At 44.6% G+C, this 20,625-nt stretch carries 15 protein-coding genes and 1 riboswitch; of the genes, 6 read left to right on the top strand and 9 right to left on the bottom strand.

Translation table 11 applies throughout. From position 1 onward, the window contains the following. Positions 1–109 precede the first annotated feature (109 nt). A complete protein-coding gene (locus tag LVD17_RS17365) occupies positions 110–541 on the bottom strand; it encodes a hypothetical protein (protein ID WP_233760282.1) in 432 nt (143 codons plus the stop codon). 569 nt (positions 542–1,110) lie between these two features. Between LVD17_RS17365 and LVD17_RS17360 the strand changes: the two genes are divergently transcribed. Beyond that, positions 1,111–1,491, top strand: coding sequence for a nuclear transport factor 2 family protein (locus LVD17_RS17360; RefSeq protein WP_233760281.1), 381 nt, complete (start codon positions 1,111–1,113; stop codon positions 1,489–1,491). A gap of 284 nt (positions 1,492–1,775) precedes the next feature. Here LVD17_RS17360 and agaR read toward each other — a convergent pair whose 3' ends face one another. The 7 genes from agaR to LVD17_RS17325 all read right to left on the bottom strand — a co-directional run bounded on the left by agaR (position 1,776) and on the right by LVD17_RS17325 (position 8,994). Further along, positions 1,776–2,558, bottom strand: coding sequence for a transcriptional repressor AgaR (gene agaR, locus LVD17_RS17355; protein WP_233760280.1), 783 nt, complete (start codon positions 2,556–2,558; stop codon positions 1,776–1,778). A gap of 130 nt (positions 2,559–2,688) precedes the next feature. Beyond that, positions 2,689–4,095: a Gfo/Idh/MocA family protein gene (locus LVD17_RS17350; RefSeq protein WP_233760279.1), complete on the bottom strand. Its 1,407-nt coding sequence runs from the start codon at positions 4,093–4,095 to the stop codon at positions 2,689–2,691. Positions 4,096–4,135: 40 nt separating this feature from the next. Further along, complete coding sequence (locus LVD17_RS17345) at positions 4,136–5,164, bottom strand: amidohydrolase family protein (RefSeq protein WP_233760278.1); 1,029 nt, start codon at positions 5,162–5,164, stop codon at positions 4,136–4,138. Then, entirely contained in the window at positions 5,145–5,987 is an 843-nt protein-coding gene (locus tag LVD17_RS17340) for a class II fructose-bisphosphate aldolase (RefSeq protein ID WP_233760277.1), read from the bottom strand. Before LVD17_RS17340 ends, LVD17_RS17345 begins: the two co-directional genes overlap by 20 nt. A gap of 7 nt (positions 5,988–5,994) precedes the next feature. Beyond that, positions 5,995–6,942 (bottom strand): carbohydrate kinase family protein, encoded by a 948-nt coding sequence (locus LVD17_RS17335; RefSeq protein WP_233760276.1) that lies wholly within the window; start codon positions 6,940–6,942, stop codon positions 5,995–5,997. Further along, complete coding sequence (locus tag LVD17_RS17330) at positions 6,932–7,855, bottom strand: 1-phosphofructokinase family hexose kinase (protein ID WP_233760275.1); 924 nt, start codon at positions 7,853–7,855, stop codon at positions 6,932–6,934. The genes LVD17_RS17335 and LVD17_RS17330 overlap by 11 nt, the downstream gene beginning before the upstream one ends. Beyond that, positions 7,855–8,994, bottom strand: coding sequence for an SIS domain-containing protein (locus LVD17_RS17325; protein ID WP_233760274.1), 1,140 nt, complete (start codon positions 8,992–8,994; stop codon positions 7,855–7,857). Before LVD17_RS17325 ends, LVD17_RS17330 begins: the two co-directional genes overlap by 1 nt. Positions 8,995–9,228: 234 nt before the next feature. Between LVD17_RS17325 and LVD17_RS17320 the strand changes: the two genes are divergently transcribed. From LVD17_RS17320 to LVD17_RS17305, 4 genes are all read left to right on the top strand, one after another. After that, positions 9,229–11,061, top strand: a complete 1,833-nt coding sequence (locus LVD17_RS17320; protein ID WP_233767970.1) for a sodium:solute symporter family protein — start codon at positions 9,229–9,231, stop codon at positions 11,059–11,061. A gap of 1,025 nt (positions 11,062–12,086) precedes the next feature. Further along, positions 12,087–15,002 (top strand): SusC/RagA family TonB-linked outer membrane protein, encoded by a 2,916-nt coding sequence (locus LVD17_RS17315; RefSeq protein ID WP_233760273.1) that lies wholly within the window; start codon positions 12,087–12,089, stop codon positions 15,000–15,002. Between the two features lie 17 nt (positions 15,003–15,019). Then, positions 15,020–16,669 (top strand): RagB/SusD family nutrient uptake outer membrane protein, encoded by a 1,650-nt coding sequence (locus LVD17_RS17310; protein ID WP_233760272.1) that lies wholly within the window; start codon positions 15,020–15,022, stop codon positions 16,667–16,669. Between the two features lie 131 nt (positions 16,670–16,800). Then, the gene (locus LVD17_RS17305; protein ID WP_233760271.1) at positions 16,801–18,582 is read left to right on the top strand and encodes a DUF3472 domain-containing protein; all 1,782 of its coding nucleotides are present in this window, start codon (positions 16,801–16,803) and stop codon (positions 18,580–18,582) included. Between the two features lie 273 nt (positions 18,583–18,855). On the opposite strand, the gene LVD17_RS17300 is transcribed toward LVD17_RS17305, so the two are convergent. Further along, positions 18,856–19,839, bottom strand: a complete 984-nt coding sequence (locus tag LVD17_RS17300) for a DUF2806 domain-containing protein (RefSeq protein WP_233760270.1) — start codon at positions 19,837–19,839, stop codon at positions 18,856–18,858. Positions 19,840–20,272: 433 nt separating this feature from the next. After that, a riboswitch (TPP riboswitch) is annotated at positions 20,273–20,364 on the top strand. A 46-nt stretch (positions 20,365–20,410) separates the two neighbouring features. On the opposite strand from LVD17_RS17300, the gene thiS reads away from it, so the two are divergent. Then, on the top strand, positions 20,411–20,614 hold the full coding sequence (thiS, locus tag LVD17_RS17295; RefSeq protein WP_233760269.1) for a sulfur carrier protein ThiS: 204 nt from the start codon (positions 20,411–20,413) through the stop codon (positions 20,612–20,614). The last annotated feature ends 11 nt before the right edge of the window (positions 20,615–20,625 follow it).

Below are 20,625 nucleotides of genomic sequence, written 5' to 3'. Positions count from 1 at the left end.
AATAGCATGCCGGCCGATAGTTTTTAAAGAAGATACTACATTAGGCTCTGCCTTATAAAAATCTGAGCGGGCTACAGGGAAGAAATTTTAAAAACCCATAGTGAAAACTTCAATAACCAAGAACATAATTTAGGGCGTCCTCAGGGTTAGAGCATATTTTTGCCGGGCGTCCTGTCATTTTGATGATCGTGTTCAGATAGTATTTTTTAAATGGGGAGGCATCGGAAACTACTCCTGTTTTATTGATGCCTTGCCTTTGAGCTTCGGGGGAAACTACTTTTTCAAAGTACTTTCTGGCTTCTACCGACACTACGCCCTGCTTCCTTATATCTGAATAGAAACCAATTATTTTGTGTTTTTTACCAAACTCAATGAGCCGGTCAAACAGGCCTGTATACTGATCGGTGGTAAAAACGCCGTCCCAAACAATGCCTAAAACCTGTAAGTGTTCGGAGAAATAAACCTTTGCGTATTTCTCATTGATGATAATGTTATTTTCATTGACCAATGTATCTATATTCAGCTGATTTGTTTCTGCCATAGTCTGATAATTTGAAAAAAATAAATATGCTTAATATATCAAATTATGAGGAGAATGGATAGACCTGCTATTGTAAAATCAACGTAGGTAAAGAAGTTTAAACTTAAATTTGAAAGGTTAGTGTACCTCCGGAAATTTAGCATGATCCGGTTTTAGCTCTTTCCGATAAAGGCAGGTGAGAAAAAATTATGCTGATCTTTCGTGTGCCATTTTAGTTAGAATCTTCATATAGATATGATAGGCGTCATATTTTGAACAAGCTTTTGGGTCTCAAATCGTTGACTCCTTGTTCAGGTCAACTTTGAATAACCGGGTAATCTAAAATAACACACTGAAAGACCAGCAATCCAGTGTCCAACTGAGCAGGCAAATGTAGCGGATGATATCTCCGGTTTCAATACCGGAAATCAGGGATTTTTTAAAATTACCGGTTAGCCATGATAAGCAACTTTGAATCAAAACAAGAGTCGTGGAGAAAAAAGAATGAAGGATTAAACATCACAACATGAAACGACGTAACTAAAATGACACAAAACTTACAGGGACTAAAAAACGAAAAATATTAAAATATGAACAGAACTAAAATCAACAGGGAAGACATAATTGAAGCAGAAAACAAACTTTTTTCGGCTCAGCTCATAAGTAATGTGGAGAGTCTTGACCAACTATTGTATGATGACTTGATTGCAGTTGCACCAACAGGGCAAGTTGTAACCAAGGAAATGGACTTGACTTCACATAAAGCAAAAACAATGATTATTGAAGACGCTTCAACAGAAATTAACGAAATTAAAATCATAGACGACACTGCACTTTCAATTGTAACTATGACAGCGAAAGGAAAAATGATGGGAACACCCTTAGAGGGAAAATTCAGATATTTTAGAGTTTGGAAACGCTTTGGCGACAAATTGAAAGTGATTGGCGCAAGTTTTATGCAATTACCGTAGAATTTTGCCGGCCACTAACATGTAATGAACTACCATGCTGTACTGATCCGTTCCGGCTGTTAGTATTTCAAAATCGTTCTTGCCATGGAATTACAAGATTCAGTTCCGTAGTTTTGCCTGAAATCCCTCAAGCCTATGAATCAATTCCTCTGTTAATTTTCAGGTAATAACAGGCTTTGAGTCTTCGGTTGAGGGCAAGGTAACCAAAACCTGCCTGCTAACACTGCAGGGGTCAAAAAGCCGAGGATGAGCAACCATTTTTATTAAACAAAACAGATACTGACCTACTCGGCAATGATCACTTCAATATTGTTTTTCTCCAGAAACTCTCTGTCTTCACGCTCTATGTTACTGTCGGTAATGATCTTGTCGATTTCGTTGAAGCCGCAGATAAATGCAAGTCCTGATTTTTTAAATTTTGTTGAATCTGCCACTACGATCACTTCATCAGCTATGGTGATCATGATTTGATTGAGATAGGCCTCCTCCATGTGGTGGGTGAACACTCCGATTTTGGGCTTAATGGCATCTACACCCAGAAAGAGCTTACTACAGAATAGCTGCTTAAAGTTTCTTTCTGCCATGGGCCCTACCAGCGACATGGAGAACTCTTTCAGGTAGCCGCCGGGCATGAAGACATCTATATTATCGTAATTTGAAAGGTTGTTGACAATATCAAGGGCATTGCTGATCACGGTAAGCTTTGAGAAGCCACCGAGGTTGTTGGATATCTCGAAGGTGGTAGTGCCTGAGTCGAGTATAATGCTGTCTTCTTCCTGTATCAGTGAAGCCGCCTTTTTGCCAATGAGGCGTTTAAGGTCAAGGTTTATCTTCTTTTTTTCGGTTACCGTAAGGGTAATGTTGCTGGTTTTGAAAGCACCGCCATGTGCCCGCACAAGAAGCTTGTTCTGCTCCAGTCTATCCAGATCGTTACGAATAGTAACTTCACTCACGCCGAGAGATTCACTCAGGTCATTTACATTGACCTGTCCCTTCTCATCCAGAAGTTCTAGTATTTTCGATCTTCTTTCTGCCGTCTTTTTTGTTGCTCCTTTTTTGTCTTTCATGTCAAAACATAAATATAGAGGAATTTTAAGTAACCTTTGGCTATGCTCCGGCGCAATATACCATTAGCGTGAAAAAACAAAAAGAGCTGACCACGAAAGCCTGCTCTTTTTAATCTAAACAAACCTTAAACTACTTGATCAGTACATTGGTGGTGCCTGCTCCCTGTAGGGAAATGTCAACCGGTGCATTGGTCTTCCACCTGCCTCCGGTAAAATCGGGTACATCTATCGACATGGCCCTATTGGCTACAGATCTCTCACTCAGAAGGCCCACAGCGCTCCATAAGGCAGCATCATAAACATCCTGATCGAGGGCCAGTCCATTTCTGAGGCAATCTATCAGTCTCCAGTCCATGATGAAGTCCATACCTCCGTGCCCGCCTACCTTTTTGGCGAGGTCACCTACTTTCTTCACAATTTCCGGCGTATACTCTTTCTCCAACGCATTAAATTCTTTTTCATTTAACCAGCTATGCCCTTTGGCAACCTTTTCCGGGCCAGGCCATTTTCTGGCAAATCCTTCCGTGCCGCTTACCAGGTGAATCCTCGAATATGGCCGTGGTGAGCTCACATCATGCTGGATCATCATGCTTCTCCCCTTTTTGGTCTTGATCATGGTGGTATTCATATTACCCCGGAACTTATTCTGAGCAAACTCCGAGTATGCACTATCAGTTTGTGACAGCTCCACAGCCCTTTGATGCATGGTGAAATCATTGCTGGAGAGTGATGTCAGGTAATCCATCTGGTCACCGCGGTTGATGTTCATGATCTGGCAAATGGGTCCCAGTCCATGGGTAGGGTACAGATTACCGTCCCTGTAGGCATTCTCTTTCAACCTCCACATGCTCTCATAATAGGTCTTGCTAAAATTAAGGTCTACCAGGTTGTGAATGTAAGCTCCTTCGCCATGAATGATCTCTCCAAAGTAGCCTTGACGAGCCATATTCAATGTAAGTAATTCAAAGAAATCATAGCAGCAGTTTTCCAGCATCATGCAGTGTTTCCGCGTTTTCTCTGAGGTTTCCACCAACTGCCAGCACTCTTCCATGGTCTGGGCTGCAGGCACTTCTACGGCCACATGCTTACCAGCCTCCATGGCATACACAGCCATGGGGGTGTGCCACTCCCATGGGGTAACAATGTAAACCAGATCGATATCATCACGATCCACTAATTCCTTCCACGAGTAGGCCTTTCCGTAGTACAGATCAGGGTTATGCTTGGTGCCATTGAGCATCTGCTTTGTTTTCTCAGTTGCTTCTTGCCTCAGGTCGCAGAGAGCTTTTATCTCCACACCTTCTATATAGCTCATCCTTTTAACGGCTCCCGGCCCACGGTTGCCCAGGCCAATGAACCCGATCCTTACCTTATCCATTTTAGGGGCGGCAAAACCGGACATATTGAAACGTTCTCCCGAGCTTACGGTTTTCATGAGGGTGTTGTCCTGCTTATCAAAGGCCATTAACCGGGTTCCCACAAAGCCAAGACCAGCCATGGAGGTAAGCTTGAGAAAGTTTCTTCTGCTATCTTTCATTTCTTAATGTGTTTTAAGTTTTGTAATGGTCACCCTGAAATCATTTCGTGGTAACTTTATCTAATGGGTTAAAAATGTCTTTTTCAAAACCGTATGTGTTTACGGCGTTGTCTCTGAATATTTTACACAGTACCTCCTGAGGCAGGGAAAGCCCCCTAAATTCGCCTTCAAATTCCGGTGCCGTGAGTATCTTATCGGTGGCAAAGAAGTCCCAATGCCTCTGCCACAGATCGCTAAACCTGTCATTCAACTCCTCGTCTGATAGTGTGCCGTCATCAATTACGTCCGTACCATAAATGATACGATCCTGATAGCGCATGAAAAAATCGCGCACTTTCTGATGATCATTCCTTGCCTGCAACTGCGCATGGCACACACGCTCAGCAAGGTCGGTCATGGTGTTGGGGAACCTGTCCAGCAGGCTGGCCACTTCGTGCAGGTTCCATTCCATACTGAAAAGGTGGAGACCGACGAATTTTAACGCTTTGTGCTTTTCAAGTACATTATTGCGGGCTTGCATCTGCTCGTCATAAGAAGGGTATTCAGTATGCAGGTACATGTGGTACTCAGGATGTTTTGCAAAATACTCTCTGTCAGAGTTTACAGTCATTTCCTCCAGCGGCAGCCAGCAGTTGCGAGGCTCTCCCTGGTGACCGATCAGTATTATATTTTTCTCAATCAAAAATTTATAAATCGGATCAAATCGCTCGTCATCCATCATCACAAACCGGCCGTTTTCATCCCTGAGTGATTTATCCATGCCGATGTTCTTCCACATTTTAACACCAACAGCTCCTTTGTCAATACCACCATTAATCTGCCTTAAAACATGGGTAAGCCACTTATCCGTATTCCAGTACCGGTTGTCGAAACTGGTAATGTGGAGTACTCTGCCAGGGTGAAGTGCCTGAAGCTCAAGTATAATCTGCTCCTGTTTTTCGATGCTATCAAAATCCGGAATGTCTGTATTGATAGATAAAAAAGCAGCATTGTGCCGGAGCGCCAGTTCCATCTTGGCCCTGGAGGTAGTATTCAAATGTACGTGGGCATCAATGAACGATTTCAACATCCGACGAATTTTTCATGATCTTCAATTTACCTTTCACTAGCTCAGTGATCTGCCCGGTGGCTTTAGGGAATACTTTCCTAAGGTCTATCTCTGCATTGCCAGCCAACTCGATTTGCAGGGTTTGCATAAATATATTTTTGATTTCCGTGGCCAGGTTCACTTTACATATGCCATTGGAAATAGCTTTTTGGAGCTGATCTTCCGGCACACCTGAACCTCCGTGCAAAACAAGGGTTGCCGGTGTAACTTTCGCAATATTGGCGAGCAATTCTATATCGAGCTCCGGTCTTTTTTTATAGAATCCGTGCGCTGTACCAATGGCCACTGCCAGAGCATCAACTCCTGTAGCTTCCACAAACTGCTTTGCCTCGGCAGGCTGGGTAAAGCCCTGCCTGGCATGCGACTGGCCAAGCTTGGCCACATAGCCCAGTTCAGCCTCCACGTGTGCACCATATTGCTCTGCCCTTTTCACCACATCGGCGGTGATCTTTATATTTTCTTCGAATGGCAACTCACTACCATCGATCATTACGGAATCAAAGCCGGCATCAAGGCACCGCTGCACCAGATCCACAGAACCCCCATGATCCAGATGCAGCCACCCTTCTACCCCAAACTGCCTGAGGCCGGCTCTTCCAAGCTTAACTGCGGTGTCAAGCCCCATATACTCAATTGAACTTTGTGTAAGTTGTAAAATCAAGGGTTCATTTAACTCTTGAGCAGCCTTAAGTACACCGTGAAGTGTCTCCAGGTTATAGAAATTGGTAGCCAATAAACCCCGTTTCTGTTTTGTAAAAAGCTGTAGCTTTTCTTTTATTTTCATCTTACTGCTATTTTGAACCATTTTTTAATATTGCCTGCATTCGCTCCTCAAGTGTAGCCCTGTCAGTAAAAGCCCTGGTACCACCGGCGGCAGTAGTATTTAAAGCCCCTGCAAGGTTGCCATGTTTCAGGCAATCAGCCATCGTGGCTCCTTTGAGGTATTGATGTATAAAACCTGCGTTGAACGAATCTCCCGCCCCTATGGCATCTACAAACTGAGCAGTTTTAAAGGCAGGCACTTCCGTACGTTGGTCCCCGCTAATACCTATGCTCCCCTTCTCCCCCAGCTTCAAAGCAATGGTGTTGGCATACGGCATGATCTGTCTCAATGCCTCCTCTGCATTATGGCTACCAGTCAGGGCCAGTAATTCCGCCTCATTAGGAAGAAAAATATCCACATAAGGCAGACAGGCCTGATGATCAAATTCCCATGTACCGGCCGGATCCCACTGCAGATCGAGAGAGGTAGTTACTCCACATGATTTGGCTTTTTTGAAAAGCTCAACGATATCATTTCTGAGCTTCTTCTGAATAAAGAAATTGGAAAGGTGCAGGTGTCTGAATTCATGTAAATTATCCCACGGAATATCTTCCAGACCCAAGGCCTCCATAGCACCGCAAAAGGTAACATTGGCCCTGTCCTGATCGTAGTTCATCACTACGGTAGCCCCTGTTTTATGATCGGGCGACCTGGTGATCCAGGTGGTATCCACTCCCCTGCCCTGCAACTCCCCAAGGATGTAATCACCAAAATAATCACTCCCCAATTTGCCACAGAAGCTCGTACCAGCACCTAATGCGGCTATATTAGAAGCCATGATAGCCGATGAACTACCCAGGGTCAGCGTCATATCATGGGCCAGTATCTCCTTTCCGATTTCAGGAACGGAAGGCATACCGCTCATAATGAGGTCAACATTCAACTCTCCGACTACAAGAATATCCTTAGCTGCCATAAGCCATTACTTTTACTTTCACGTTTGGTAACAGAGATTCCACATCATCTATTTTCAACTGGCCGATGCCCTCAAATAGGCAGTTGGCCGCGCCGCAGGCTACTGCATAACGCGCAATATCTTCCAATTCAAAGCCTTTGTGCACTGCGTAGGCCATACCCGCCGTGAGGCAATCGCCACTTCCCACGGTACTGATCACATGCTCAATATCAACATTCGCATGGACTACCTGATCATTGTAGCTCAGCCATAGTCCATCAGCTCCCTTGGTAATGGCTACCAGCTCTATATTACGACTAAGCATAGCCAGAGCTTCCTCAATATTATCCGCACCCAGGGCAAGGGCTTCGGTCTCGTTCAGGTGTACCCCGAAAAACCGCTGCTTTATAATATGGGTAAGCTGAGCGCCGGAGCAATCCACTATAATTTTCTTCCCGGCACCTTCCGCCAGCTCGATGATCCCGGCACAGGCATTGGCAGGTGCTCCCTGAGGCCATGAGCCTGAAATACAAATGAGGTCACTCTGAGGAAATTGGTGATAGCAAACATCCCTGAAACGGGCATAGCTGCTTTGTGAGAGTTCCGGTCCGGGTTCAAGAAGCTCCGTGTTGTCAAACCGGTCGTTCTGGCTCCTGAAAGTATAGCACTTGCGGCTGGTACCTGACACGGTAACCCCTCCACAGGCTATTCCGGTCTCTTCGCACTTCTGCCTGATCCAGCTCCCGCTATAACCAGCCCAGATCCCCAGCAAATTGGTATCTGCTCCAAGCTCCTTTAGTGCCATGGCCACGTGAGTTCCTTTGCCTCCGGGGTACTCCAGCAATTTACCGATACGGTTTACCTGTCCGGGTTCCAGTTGCTCCAGCCAGGCGTAGGTATCAATAGAAGGATTCGGGCAAATACTCAATATCATTATTTTCCTTTTTTGTAAATGTTAACTCCTTTCACTACCCTGCTTATCGCTCCGGTAACGGATGGATTATCAGGATCAAGGCCGAGGTTAAGTGATTTGTAATACCCCAGTAGCTGACCAACCAGCGTAACGGGAATTATCTGAAACTGATCTTCCTGATCTGTATTGAGCGATATCCATACTGAATTTGGAATTTCAGGATCTGACAAACCGCCCACGGAAATTGACCTGATTTGCCTCGGATCTTCCGCAATGTTTGCTGCAAGGTCCTTTTCGTATTTTAAAACATGGTCGCTGCCCGAAAAGAGGTATACCATGAGTGTTTTATGATTGACCACAGCCCTTGGCCCGTGCCTGAAAGCCAGGAAAGAGTCGTGTTTGCATATAACCTGACCGTCGGTGAGCTCCTGTAGCTTAAGGCTACACTCTCTGGCTATCCCCAGCATTTCGCCCGAGCCCAGAAATACTGCACGCTCGAAGTCATCTGAGATGATGCCTTCAAGAATGCTCTTATATTCAAAAATATATTTTGCCTGCTCAACCATTTTATCCAGTATGAGCTTCATTTTATCAAGGTTCTCCATATCTGCAATAAGCAGGATCGTTAACAGCATTGATGTAAAGCTGCCCGTCATGGCGAGGCTTTTATCATTGGTTTCTTCCGGAAGCACAAGGCTCAGGGTCTTGCCATTGGAGTACCCTGCCAACCGGCCATCTTTATTGCAGGTAATGATAAGATGGTAGACATTTTTATAATATTCATCAGCCAGGGTAACGGCTTCCAGACTCTCAGGACTATTGCCTGAGCGGGCAAATGAAACCAGTAACACCGGGGCACCATTAGCAAACAATACGTCAGGATGCGTTACAATATCAGTAGTTGGAACTGCTATGGTGGTCCTCCCCGTACTTTTCGCCACTATACTTTTTGCGGCTTCTCCTAAAAAAGCCGAAGAACCCGCTCCTGAAAGTACAATCCGGAGATCAGGATTTGACAATACCGGCAAAAGGAAATCTCTTATCTCTTGTCTTTTGCCCTGAATGAAACCAAAAACTTTTCTCCATACACGAGGCTGGTTGAAAATTTCGTTTCCCGTGTTGATATCTGTCTTTTTATTATTAACCGTGTCTATGGACATATTCTAATGATTCAAAGTATGTATCCGATCGAATTATTTCCAACAAGTGAGAGTCTTCAGTCAATCCATAACCGATCGATGTTTCAAATAAAAAGAAATAAAACGAAATAAAAAAAAGTTTCGTTATATTTATTTTTTATTACTTTTACGACAAACTAACAAAACAACGAAAGATTGAAAGCTACTTAAGCTTATGTTTATCATTGCATTGCATTAAAAATTCAAACCTGTATGATATCACTTTCCACACTTGATTATATATTATTAGGCAGTTTTTTCAGCATCACCCTGCTCATAGGCATACTGGTAGCGAGAAAATCCGGCAAAAGCTCATCAGACTATTTTCTTTCAGGGAAAACGATGCCGTGGTGGCTTTTAGGCCTGTCTATGGTCGCCACCACCTTTTCTACCGACACACCTAATCTTGTTACTGACATTGTGAGAAATAATGGCGTATCCGGCAATTGGGTCTGGTGGGCTTTTCTACTTACGGGACTGCTTACAGTCTTTATTTATGCCAGATTGTGGAGAAAATCGAATGTAACCACTGACATTGAGTTTTACGAATTGCGCTACGGCGGCAAACCTGCCCGGTTTCTGCGCGGCTTCAGGTCTGTTTACATGGGGGTGATCTTCAATATTTTAGCTATGTCGGCAGTTACGCTGGCTGCCATTAAAATTGGCCAGATCATGCTGGATCTGAGCCCTTTACAAACGGTGGGTATTGCAGGGCTCGTGACCGTTATTTTCAGTGCCGCAGGTGGTTTTAAAGGCGTTGTATATACAGATTTTTTGTTATTCTTTGTCGCGATGGCAGGGAGCATTGGTGCTGCTTACTACTGTGTAAATTTACCGGAGGTAGGTGGCATCAGCCCCTTGCTTAATCATGAAAATGTAGCCGGCAAACTCAATATACTACCTGACCTGAGTGATACAAATGCTTTAATAACACTACTGGTCATCCCTCTTGCCGTGCAATGGTGGAGTGCCTGGTATCCGGGAGCTGAGCCGGGAGGTGGCGGCTATATTGCACAACGGATGCTGGCCGCAAAAAATGAGAATCATGCGGTGGGCGCAACCTTTTTCTTCAACATATTACATTATGCCCTGCGTCCATGGCCCTGGATACTGGTTGCCCTGGCCTCTCTGATCCTTTATCCGGATATCGCCAGTATACAACAGGCTTTCCCCAACATCGCTCCCGACAAACTGGGCCATGACCTGGCCTACCCCGCCATGCTGACCAAGCTTCCCAATGGCCTGCTGGGACTTGTACTTACCTCATTAATAGCCGCATACATGTCTACCATCTCCACCCACCTCAATTGGGGCTCCTCTTATATTGTCAATGACTTCTACCTGCAATTCATTGATAAGAACGCCTCCCAGAAAAGACTGGTAGCCGTTGGCAGGGTTTCAACTATATTACTGATGGTGGTAAGTGCAGCATTAGCACTGGTTTTAAACAATGCATTGCAGCTCTTCAACATTATACTGATGTTTGGGGCCGGCACTGGCCTGATCTTTATTCTTCGCTGGTTTTGGTGGAGAATTAATGCCTGGAGTGAGATCGTAGCCATGTTTTCATCAGGCCTTATTTCAATCTTAATTAATTTCACTTCGCTTGGAACACAGCTATTCGGCGGCACATCAGCCTCCGGAGCGCCAATATATGGCCTTATGCCTGACTGGGCTGCTTATCCGGTAGTGGTATTGTTCACAACGGCCGCATGGCTGGCCACCACACTGGCAACCCGACCGGAAACTGATCAGACCTTGTTCAGCTTCTACAAAAAGGTACAGCCGGGAGGTCCGGGATGGAAAAAGATTATCTCCCACGCGGAGACATCAGGGCACCGCATTACCTCTTCTGATCAATCATGGAGTGTCCCGTCGGGTATTATTGCCATGCTTTTGGGCTGCCTGATCGTTTATGGCGCGCTGTTCGCCACCGGGTATTGGATCTATGGGATGTATACCAAGGCCATAATACTTAGCAGTGTGGTCGTTTTTGGCGCGTATCTGCTTTGGAGGGTTTGGAATAGGATTAAGAAGCGGGTGTTTTAGGGCAGAGATTTCATTGCGCCGTGACCAGGAGAGTGCAAGCAAGTCGTAGAGTCCTCTTCGAGAGACTCTACTCGGAAATCAGGGAGCGGGTGTTTTAGAATGGTTGGATAGCGCAGAACACCCTCCGGTCTACGACCACCTCCCTCGAGGGAGGAGTAGTGTAAGGATTTTGCTTGGTAGAACAAAGGAAAGTTTTGTTTAAGAATATAGAGGCGTCAGACCGGTGACATGTCTTATTAGAGATCAAAAAAGAATAACTTTCTGATATTGCGATTAATCCCCAAAAACCCGTCAAAGCCCGTCGAAACACACGTCATTTGCATAATGTCAGAGGTATGCAAAACTAAAAGATTGTGCATCCGAATGCCGTAGAGTCCTCTACGAGAGACCCTACTGGGACATTAGAAGAAGAAGTGGTTAGCGCGACGGAGAACAAGGGAGTTTTGCTGAAGATATAGAAATGTTAAATCGGGCGACATTTCTCGTCTAGTAGTCAAGGAACAACTCTCAGATGTTGTGATTTATCCTCCAAGTACTCTTCGAATACCCTCGAAACGCCGCGTCATCCTGAAATTTTCTTTTGCGCGCTCAAAAATCACCACCGGACTTCATAGAGAATATTCAGGATCTCCCCGATCGAGGCAGTGCCCGAACTCTGGACTGCACACTTAATCAGGGGATCCCGGATTCTTACCCCGACTACCATCGGGGTGCGTCCGAGACGTGGGTGGGATTGCATTGGAACATCCATACCTCTGGCTTGATTTATAGCACCAAAGCAAAGCACAACTTCCTTTACTTTCGAATTTGAATAAAGAAATAAAACGAAAGAAAAAAAGTTTCATTATTTTTTATTAATTCATATTATTTCTATATTGTCGAAAGATTAAGAAAGAATTAAGTGTTTTTAAGATCTTGATTTTCAATAAAAAGCAATGAAATAAAAGATTTAAGGAGACAATTACTTTCATAGTCTTTAAAAGGAAAACTTAAAACAACCGATTAATCTTTTAACCCATTTGATTATGAGAAAATTAACGCTCATGCTACTTTGCTTTTCTATATACTCTGCTTCTTATGCTCAGGAGCAAAGGGTATCAGGAAAGGTACTGGATGCAGAAACAGGCACTTCCATGCCGGGAGTCAGCGTACTGGTGAAAAACACTACACGGGGTGTAGTTACTGATGTTGACGGCCAGTACACTATCAATGTAGACCCCTCTTCTACGTTGATATACAGTTTTATAGGATATGAAACACTGGAAACGCAGGTTGGCAACCGCACCTCGCTGGATGTTACTTTAACGCCTTCCATCTCTGAGTTACAGGAAATAGTGGTGGTAGCTTACGGTAATAAAAAGAAAGCCGATGTCACTTCATCGGTCACCAGCATTGATGGTGGAGAGCTCACTGATGTAACTTCCCCTGATGTTTCGACTATGCTACAGGGAAAAGCCGCAGGTGTACAGGTAGTTACAGGATCAGGGCAGCCCGGATCCATGCCGGTGATCCGTATACGGGGTATCGCCTCACTCAATGGCAATGTTGACCCGCTATGGGTGGTTGATGGCGCTATTTATCATGGCACACCCAACCTCAACCCTAATGAAATACAATCTATCTCGGTACTCAAGGACGCTTCGGCAACGGCACTCTATGGCTCGCGAGGGGCCAATGGTGTGATAGTAGTCACCACCACCCAGGCGGAAACAGGAAAAAGCAAGCTGTCGCTTTCTACGCGGACAGGTTACAGCTATTTCAATCAGGGCAACTTTGAGGTGATGAACTCTGCGCAGCTTTATGATTATTATGGCCAGTTTGCCAACCCCACCAGTATACCTTCAGAAATCACAGATGACGTACTGAAAACTGACTTTAACTGGATCGAAAATGGCACGCAAACCGGTGTGGTGCAAGACCATACCCTGGCTTTTTCAGCAGGAACAGACAAATCAAAAACTTTCATATCGCTGGGTTATTATGACGAAACCGGTACGGTGAAGGGATATGAGTATGACCGGCTGAGCTTCAGGCTAAATCATGACTATAACGTAAGTGAACGCCTGACTCTTAAACCCAAGATCGCAGCAAACTATAGTAAAAGGGACAACAAACAGCATTCTTTATATCAAATGTATACTAACCTGCCCTGGGATGCTGCCTATGAAGAAGACGGCACCATCGTCAACCCTCAGGACCAGGGTGTGACCTGGTATGGTCGCGACAGGAGTAATTACCTCTACGATCTGCAATGGAACTATTCGGAGGGCACTTCATTCAATCTATTTTCCAACTTTGACGTTGAGTTTGACATTTTGCAGAACCTGACATTCATCTCTACCAATAACATCACACTTTATGGTAGTGACAGCAAGTCGTACACGGACCCGGCGTCTAATTCCGGCGAGGCCAATAATGGAGAGCTTTACACTTACTCAGCCAAACGGATCACAAGGTTCACCAACCAGATGCTCAGGTATTCCAAATCATTTGGGTCACATAGTCTCAATGCCCTGGTGGCTTATGAGTACAACGACTATGTGTTTGAAGATCTGGGAGCGACAGGCTATGGCATTATTTCAGGCACTGAAATTCTCAATAATGCCGCCAAGCCTGCCGATGTCAACGGTTTTAAGAATGATTATGCCTTGCAATCATTCCTTTTCAATACGGATTACTCATATGATAACCGGTACCTGGCACAGTTTTCCATCAGAAGGGATGGCGCTTCGAATTTCGGAAGGAATAATCAGTACGGCACCTTTTATTCTTTTAGTGCAGGCTGGAACATCCACAACGAGGCATTTTTTGACGTAGCAGCGATCAACTCCCTGAAACTGAGAGGAAGTTATGGTGCGGTAGGAAATCGACCAAGCTCTCTCTACCCGCAATATGATCTGTACAACCTTAGCAATACCTACAATGGTGCGCCTGTAACCACACCTTCGCAGTTGGGCAACGATGACCTTTCATGGGAAAAGTCGTACCAGACGAATATCGGTATTGATGCTTTCCTTTTCGAAAGAGTTAATTTCTCGGTAGAGTATTACAACAAAAACACTTCTGACCTGCTTTATTTCGTCACTTTACCTTCCGCCTCCGGTTACACGGGTTATTGGGAAAATATTGGTGGCGTGAAGAATACGGGTATCGAAACCATGGCATCGGTGGATATTTTTAAAGATGGCGACTTTACCTGGAACGTAGGGTTCAACATTGGCTCCAACAACAATGAGATCACAGAACTATATGAAGACCAGGAAATAGACCGGGGAAGGAATGTTTCCCGTGTTGGCGAAGATTTCAACTCATGGTTTTTGAACAAATGGCTCGGTGTAGACCCTGAAACCGGAGCACCTTTGTGGGAGGTAGTAGACCCTGAAACAGGCGAAGTTTCTGAAACTACGGACTGGAATGAAGCTACAAAACAAATTGTAGGTACTTCTTCTCCTGACTTCTACGGAGGTTTCAATACCAGACTGGGCTACAAAGGCCTTACCCTGTCGGCAAACTTTGCTTTCTCGAAAGGTGGCAAGATCTACAATGCCAGCCGCGAGCTTTATGACTCTGACGGCGCTTACCCTACATACAACCAGCAGGTGCTTGCCGATGACTGGAGCCGCTGGGAAAAGCCAGGCGACCAGGCCACTCACCCTCAGGCTTTCTATGGTGGCAACAACTTGTCGAACAAAACCTCTTCCCGATACCTGGAAGATGGCAGCTTTCTGAGAATGAGAAACGTCCGTCTGGGCTATACATTACCCACCGGACTGATCAGCAAGCTTAAAATGAGCACGGCGGAAATCTATGTGTCCGGCGACAACCTGCTGACTTTCACCAAATTCACAGGCATGGATCCAGAGGTGGGTATTGAAGGCGTTTACTCTAACCTGTACCCTGTATCACGACGTGTAGCTGTCGGTCTGAACATTTCATTCTAACCCAAAACATGAACAAGATGAAAAAATTATCTCTACTCATATTACTTTCTTCCATCTTCGTGGCTTGTGAGCTTGAACGGTTTCCGTACGACTCCGTAGCCTCGGAAGAGTTATTTGAAAACGAAGGTGGCCTGGAGTCAGCAACTTTGGGCACTTACGCCATACTTAAAGGTGACGCTGACGGTAATGGCTTCGCTCCTCAGTTATTCAGGCTCAGCGAATATCCGGGAGACAATGTTTCTTTAAGTGGAAACACGACCGACCCGCTCTTCTATTCTTACAACTATCAAAATATAACCACCAACAACCGGTCAAACAACATGTGGACGGCGGCATATCAGGCAGTAGTGGGCTGCAATAAGGTCATAGAGCTGGCTCAGGAGGGTGAATCACCGGAAAGAGACCAACTGATCGGTGAAAATTATTATCTCCGTGCCCTTATTTATTTTCAGATGGTCAACATCTACGGAAGGCCGTACAGCCAGGGTGCCGAAAACCTTGGAGTTCCCTTAAAACTAACTTCTGAAATTGATGATTTGCCGGACAGGCATACTGTAGGTCAGGTATATGAACAGATCGTAAAAGACCTGCTAAAGGCTGAAGAACTGATGACTTTACCAAAAACCAACGCATATGCTACCAAAGAGGCTGCCCAGGCACTGCTTTCAAGGGTGTTTCTTTACATGGAGGATAACCAAAGGGCAATCGACTATGCAGATAAGGTAATTGCTTCAGGTAATTACAGTCTGATACCTAATGCCAACCTTGCTGATTATTTTAAACTTGCACCCGAGGATAACTCTGAAACTATATTCTGTTTCAGGTACCAGGAAGAGTCGGACTACAACCACGGCTGGTATACGGTGGGCTCCCTTTTTGCCAATATCAAAGGTACGGGTTGGGGAGAAATGTACGCTTCAAGCACTTACCTCGACCTGATCAACAGGCACCCGGAAGATGCACGGAAAGGGTTTATTGATCCACAGTACATCCTGGATGACAATGGAGATAAGATACCGGCCGTTTACTGGGTTGATGCGGATTATAAATATCAGTTCAGGCTTACTTTTGAAGACGGCGGCTCAACATTCTTTACAGATAATAATATCGATTACGAAGTGCAGTCTGAAGAAGTCAATGGGCGCACGCTTCATTTCTATATCAACGCTTCTGCGGAAAAAGTATATGTCACCAAAGATTATGACCTGTATAAGCGTAATGGCTTTCCTAAGTTCTACGTTCTCAAAACTTCGCTCCAGGAGGATGTGGCCCAGCTTTGGTCTCCGGTAGTTTCTAGGCTTGGGGAGATGTACCTGAACAAAGCTGAGGCTTATGCTAAAATGGGTGATGATGCCCTGGCCCTTGAAAATATCAACATCATCAGGGAAAGGGCCGGTATACCTGCATACAATGGCGTAGGTGAACTTCCGGCCGGCACTACTGCGCTGGATGCTGTACTGGAAGAGCGCAGGCTTGAACTGGCTTTTGAAGGCCATAGAAAATTCGATGTTTTCAGAAACAACAGAACGATGAACAGAAGTTATCCGGGTTCTCACCTGAACGGAAGCAATCCGTACTACCAGGTATTGCCCACCGATGATCGTGTAATAGAGTACATCCCTGAAAGCCAGATCATCGTACAGCCTACGCTGAAACAGAATGATTAAAATAAACCATTTATAAATTTCAACCACGTGGATTGCCTGACTGATCTTTCTATCACCTGAAAAGAAATATCAGCCGGGCAACCTTCACAAACCTATTTACCATGAACACCTTTAAACCAACATCTTGCTTTATGGCATTTATTATTTCACTTTTTCTGTTCTTTTCCTGCTCGTCGGACAGCGACACTCCTGTACCTGATACTGAGGAGGAAAGCGCACATAACAACAAGCCACTAGCATTGAACATCAGCATACCTCCGGGAGGCAATAGCTGGGTCGTCAATGATATTGAAGAAAACAGCTCCATCATCTCTGACGCGGGAATCCATAACTGGACAAACGAGGCCAACATCATCCGAACTTATTTTAAAGTTTATGCCACGGGTATTTTGAATGTGGGGCTGAACGCCAAGGCTCCAACAGGGGCTTCTACATTAAAAGTAACGATAGGAAGCCAGTCCAGAGAAATTACCATTAGCAATACCAACTACAAAAACATTGAAGTCGGCACATTTGACATCGCTGAAACCGGATATCACTACATTGAAATTGAGTGCACCAACAAGTCATCCAACTATGTAGCTGATATTAATGATGTTCTGATTGGCGGACCTGCCACTTCATCGGATGTAACTTATGTTAAGGATGAATTCTATTGGGGACGGAGAGGCCCATCAGTTCACCTGAGCTACCAACTGCCTCAGGGCAAGGACATCCTGTGGTTTTATAATGAGATCACCGTACCCCAGGGGCAGGATGTTATCGGTTCCTATTTCATGGCCAATGGCTTCGGACAGGGATATTTCGGCATGCAGGTAAACTCTGAAACTGAAAGACGTGTACTGTTTTCAGTCTGGAGTCCGTACGACACGCAAAACCCGGATGAAATACCGGAAGATTATAAAATTATACTGCTGGGCAGCGGTGAGGGTGTTACTATCGGTGAGTTTGGCAACGAAGGCTCCGGCGGACAAAGCTATAAGGTATTTGACTGGCAGGCCGGAATCAAGTACAAATTCCTGCTCAAAGGTGAGCCTGCACCAAATAATTCTACTGATTACACGGCCTATTTCTATGCTCCCGAAACCGGGGAATGGAAACTGATTGCCAGCTTTAGGAGGCCTTATACAAGCACTTACCTGACCAATTTCCATTCATTTCTGGAAAATTTCAACACCACAACGGGCTTCATTTCACGCAAGGGCGAATATACCAACCAGTGGGTGTATGACACCGACGGTCAATGGCATGAGCTGACCCAGGCTCGGTTTACTGCCGATGCCACCGCACGTAAAGGCAACAGGCTCGATTATGCAGGGGGCGCCAGTGGCAATACGTTCTTTATGAAGAATTGCGGCTTTTTCAGCGACAATACCACCATAGACACGAACCATAGCAGAACTGCCAATGGTGTAGCTCCCAATATAGACTTTTCACAACTGGAGGTGCCTTCTTTGCCGGAAGAGCCTGTCTATCTTGATAAGGCAGCCTGGAGTGTGACTGATTTCAGCTCTGAGGCTACCAGCGGCGAAGGTTCCAACGGTTTGGCTTCTTTAATGCTTGATGATGATGCATCTACGTACTGGCATAGCTGCTGGTCTGGCTGCGACCAGACTTACTCCTACCCTCATCACATCACTATTGATCTGGGCAGCTCTTCTACGGCTGATGGTATTCATTTCATACAGCGCAATGGCTCCCGCAAGGTAAAGGACATTGAAATTTTCGTAAGTACTGATAACAGCAACTGGCAAAGCCTGGGTGATTTCGCCTTGGCCGAAACTGCTGCTTCCCAGCATATTGACCTGCCTCAAAGTGCGACTTTCAGGTATTTGAAGGTGGTAATGAAATCGGCCCATGACGGTGCTGGTTTTGCTGCTATGGCGGAGATTGGTGGGTATGTCAGGAATTGATTAGTATCGTCTTTGCAAGAAAATTCAGGGATGACGAGGGTTTAGTTTAAAATCGTCACCCTGAATTTTCTGTATTGCACCTGAAATATTTTATCAAACTTCATAGAAAATATTCAGGGTCTCCCGGATTTGGGCAGTGTATAACTTTTGACTGTATATTTATAAGGTATTGTTAAGAGTACCTGCTAAGCCTGGACTGCATAATAAAGGGATAAGAGATACCTTCTCCGGATTACAAGGCTGTTATTTTGACCTCTCCACGCTACACAGGAACTATAATGAAGGGATTTCAATCAGTGGATTGGTATGTTTTATTTCTGAACCACATACTTCCAAAACTTCCCCGTATTTAGTAGAAATTCCATTATCATTTACTTCTTCTGCAAAATGCTGCAAGTAGCTAAAGTTGGGTTTCGATTTAATAAGCTTAAGAAGTTGCTTGCCCACTGTAGTAAATAGAATTATGGGAATATCTTTTTGAGGAGAATTAGCCTTTTTATAGACAACTACTACTTTCTCACCAAACAGGTAAGCTACGGAACAATCTTGCTCATACCGGATAAGTGAGTGATTTACCAAATCGCCGGAATGCAACAAATCCAGTTCCTTCAATAGAGCCATTTCATTAAAACCAATATCGTACTTATCCAGTATTTCACTATTATTACCTTGTAACAAAAAAGCATCATTGCCTGCTTTGATAGCGTATTGAGCCACTTTAGAAAAAGTTTGCGCTTCCTCTTTTGAAAGATTTCTAAGCACCTGCAATGTCCTCAAAGAAAAGGACTTAGGCTCTTTTACCTCCCCAGCAAGTATTCTTGCCCAAAGGCCTTGCATCTCCTCATTAGATATATCCTCAACATAATTAAAAAACCGTGATGTCCAATCCTTATCCACGTCCACTTTTGACACCTCATTTTCCTCATCAAGATGTTGTGCAGCCATTTGGGTTACGCTTTCGATGTTCATTTGCCGTTTTTGCTCTTTAAATTCAACTCGCTGCTGTACACGCTCATCCAAACCAATAGTTCTATCTTCTAAAGATAACAGACTAACTTGCCCATGCTCATATACAATTTGCTGAAGATTGTTCTGGCTACCTTTAATTGCCTCAGAAATCACCTTGATCTCATGTGCTCGAGCCTCAGCATTCTTTTTAATCAAATAGGGATTGCTTAAGGTTCCTATTCCCTGAGAGATCACCTCTATTAATTTTTTTAACGGTTCACTAATTCCGGCTATATCTTTAATCTCCATAATCAATTCGGTTAAGGGTGTTTAACATTCAATAAATCGAAGGGATGAGAAAAAATGCCTCTGGTGGGTCTCACTGCTTATATAAAGATAGAAAAAACTCCAGTATTTAACTATCAAGTTAAGAGGTGTTTCACCTAAATCACTATTTTTACGAGCTTTGCAACTCGAATCAGTCACCTAAAACCTCTACTGGTGTGAGTTTCCAGCTCGTATCCCACTCACGGCTATTGAGGGCACTACATTAGATTCTGTCCCGTTCATCGGAATTCCAGACATCTGCAACTAATTCAGGGATGACGAAGGTCTGAACTGTTCGCGGTTTATTTGAGTTCACCAACACACAGTTTACCGCCCAATTACCTGTCACTTAATACCAAATCACAAATTCCCCTCTCAACATTTTGCCTTCTCCAACATATTGACTAACATTGAATATACACTTTAGGGGTGCTGTAAAAAGCTGAGACTTTACCCTCAAAACCTGATCCAGGTAATACTGGCGAAGGGAAAAGTAAGGAACACAGGGATATTCCCTTCACTGTGCACCTCCTAAAGTAAAAATGCTATACTTATGGAGGTACAAATCAATCAACAACCCTTTACTATTTCTGACGAGACTCCATTGCATCATGTACTGGAGCAGCGCGGCTTTTCTTCTGCTAAAGGCATAGCCGTAGCCGTAAACGACGACGTGGTCCCCAGGGACTCCTGGGGAGAGTACATCCTACAACCTAACGATAAGATCATGATCATCCGCGCTACGCAGGGTGGCTAATTCACATTAAA

Source organism: Fulvivirga ulvae (assembly GCF_021389975.1).
In the GTDB taxonomy this organism is placed as follows: domain Bacteria; phylum Bacteroidota; class Bacteroidia; order Cytophagales; family Cyclobacteriaceae; genus Fulvivirga; species Fulvivirga ulvae.
Note: the sequence above shows the minus strand (reverse complement) of the source record. Positions and strands in the feature narration are given on the sequence as shown.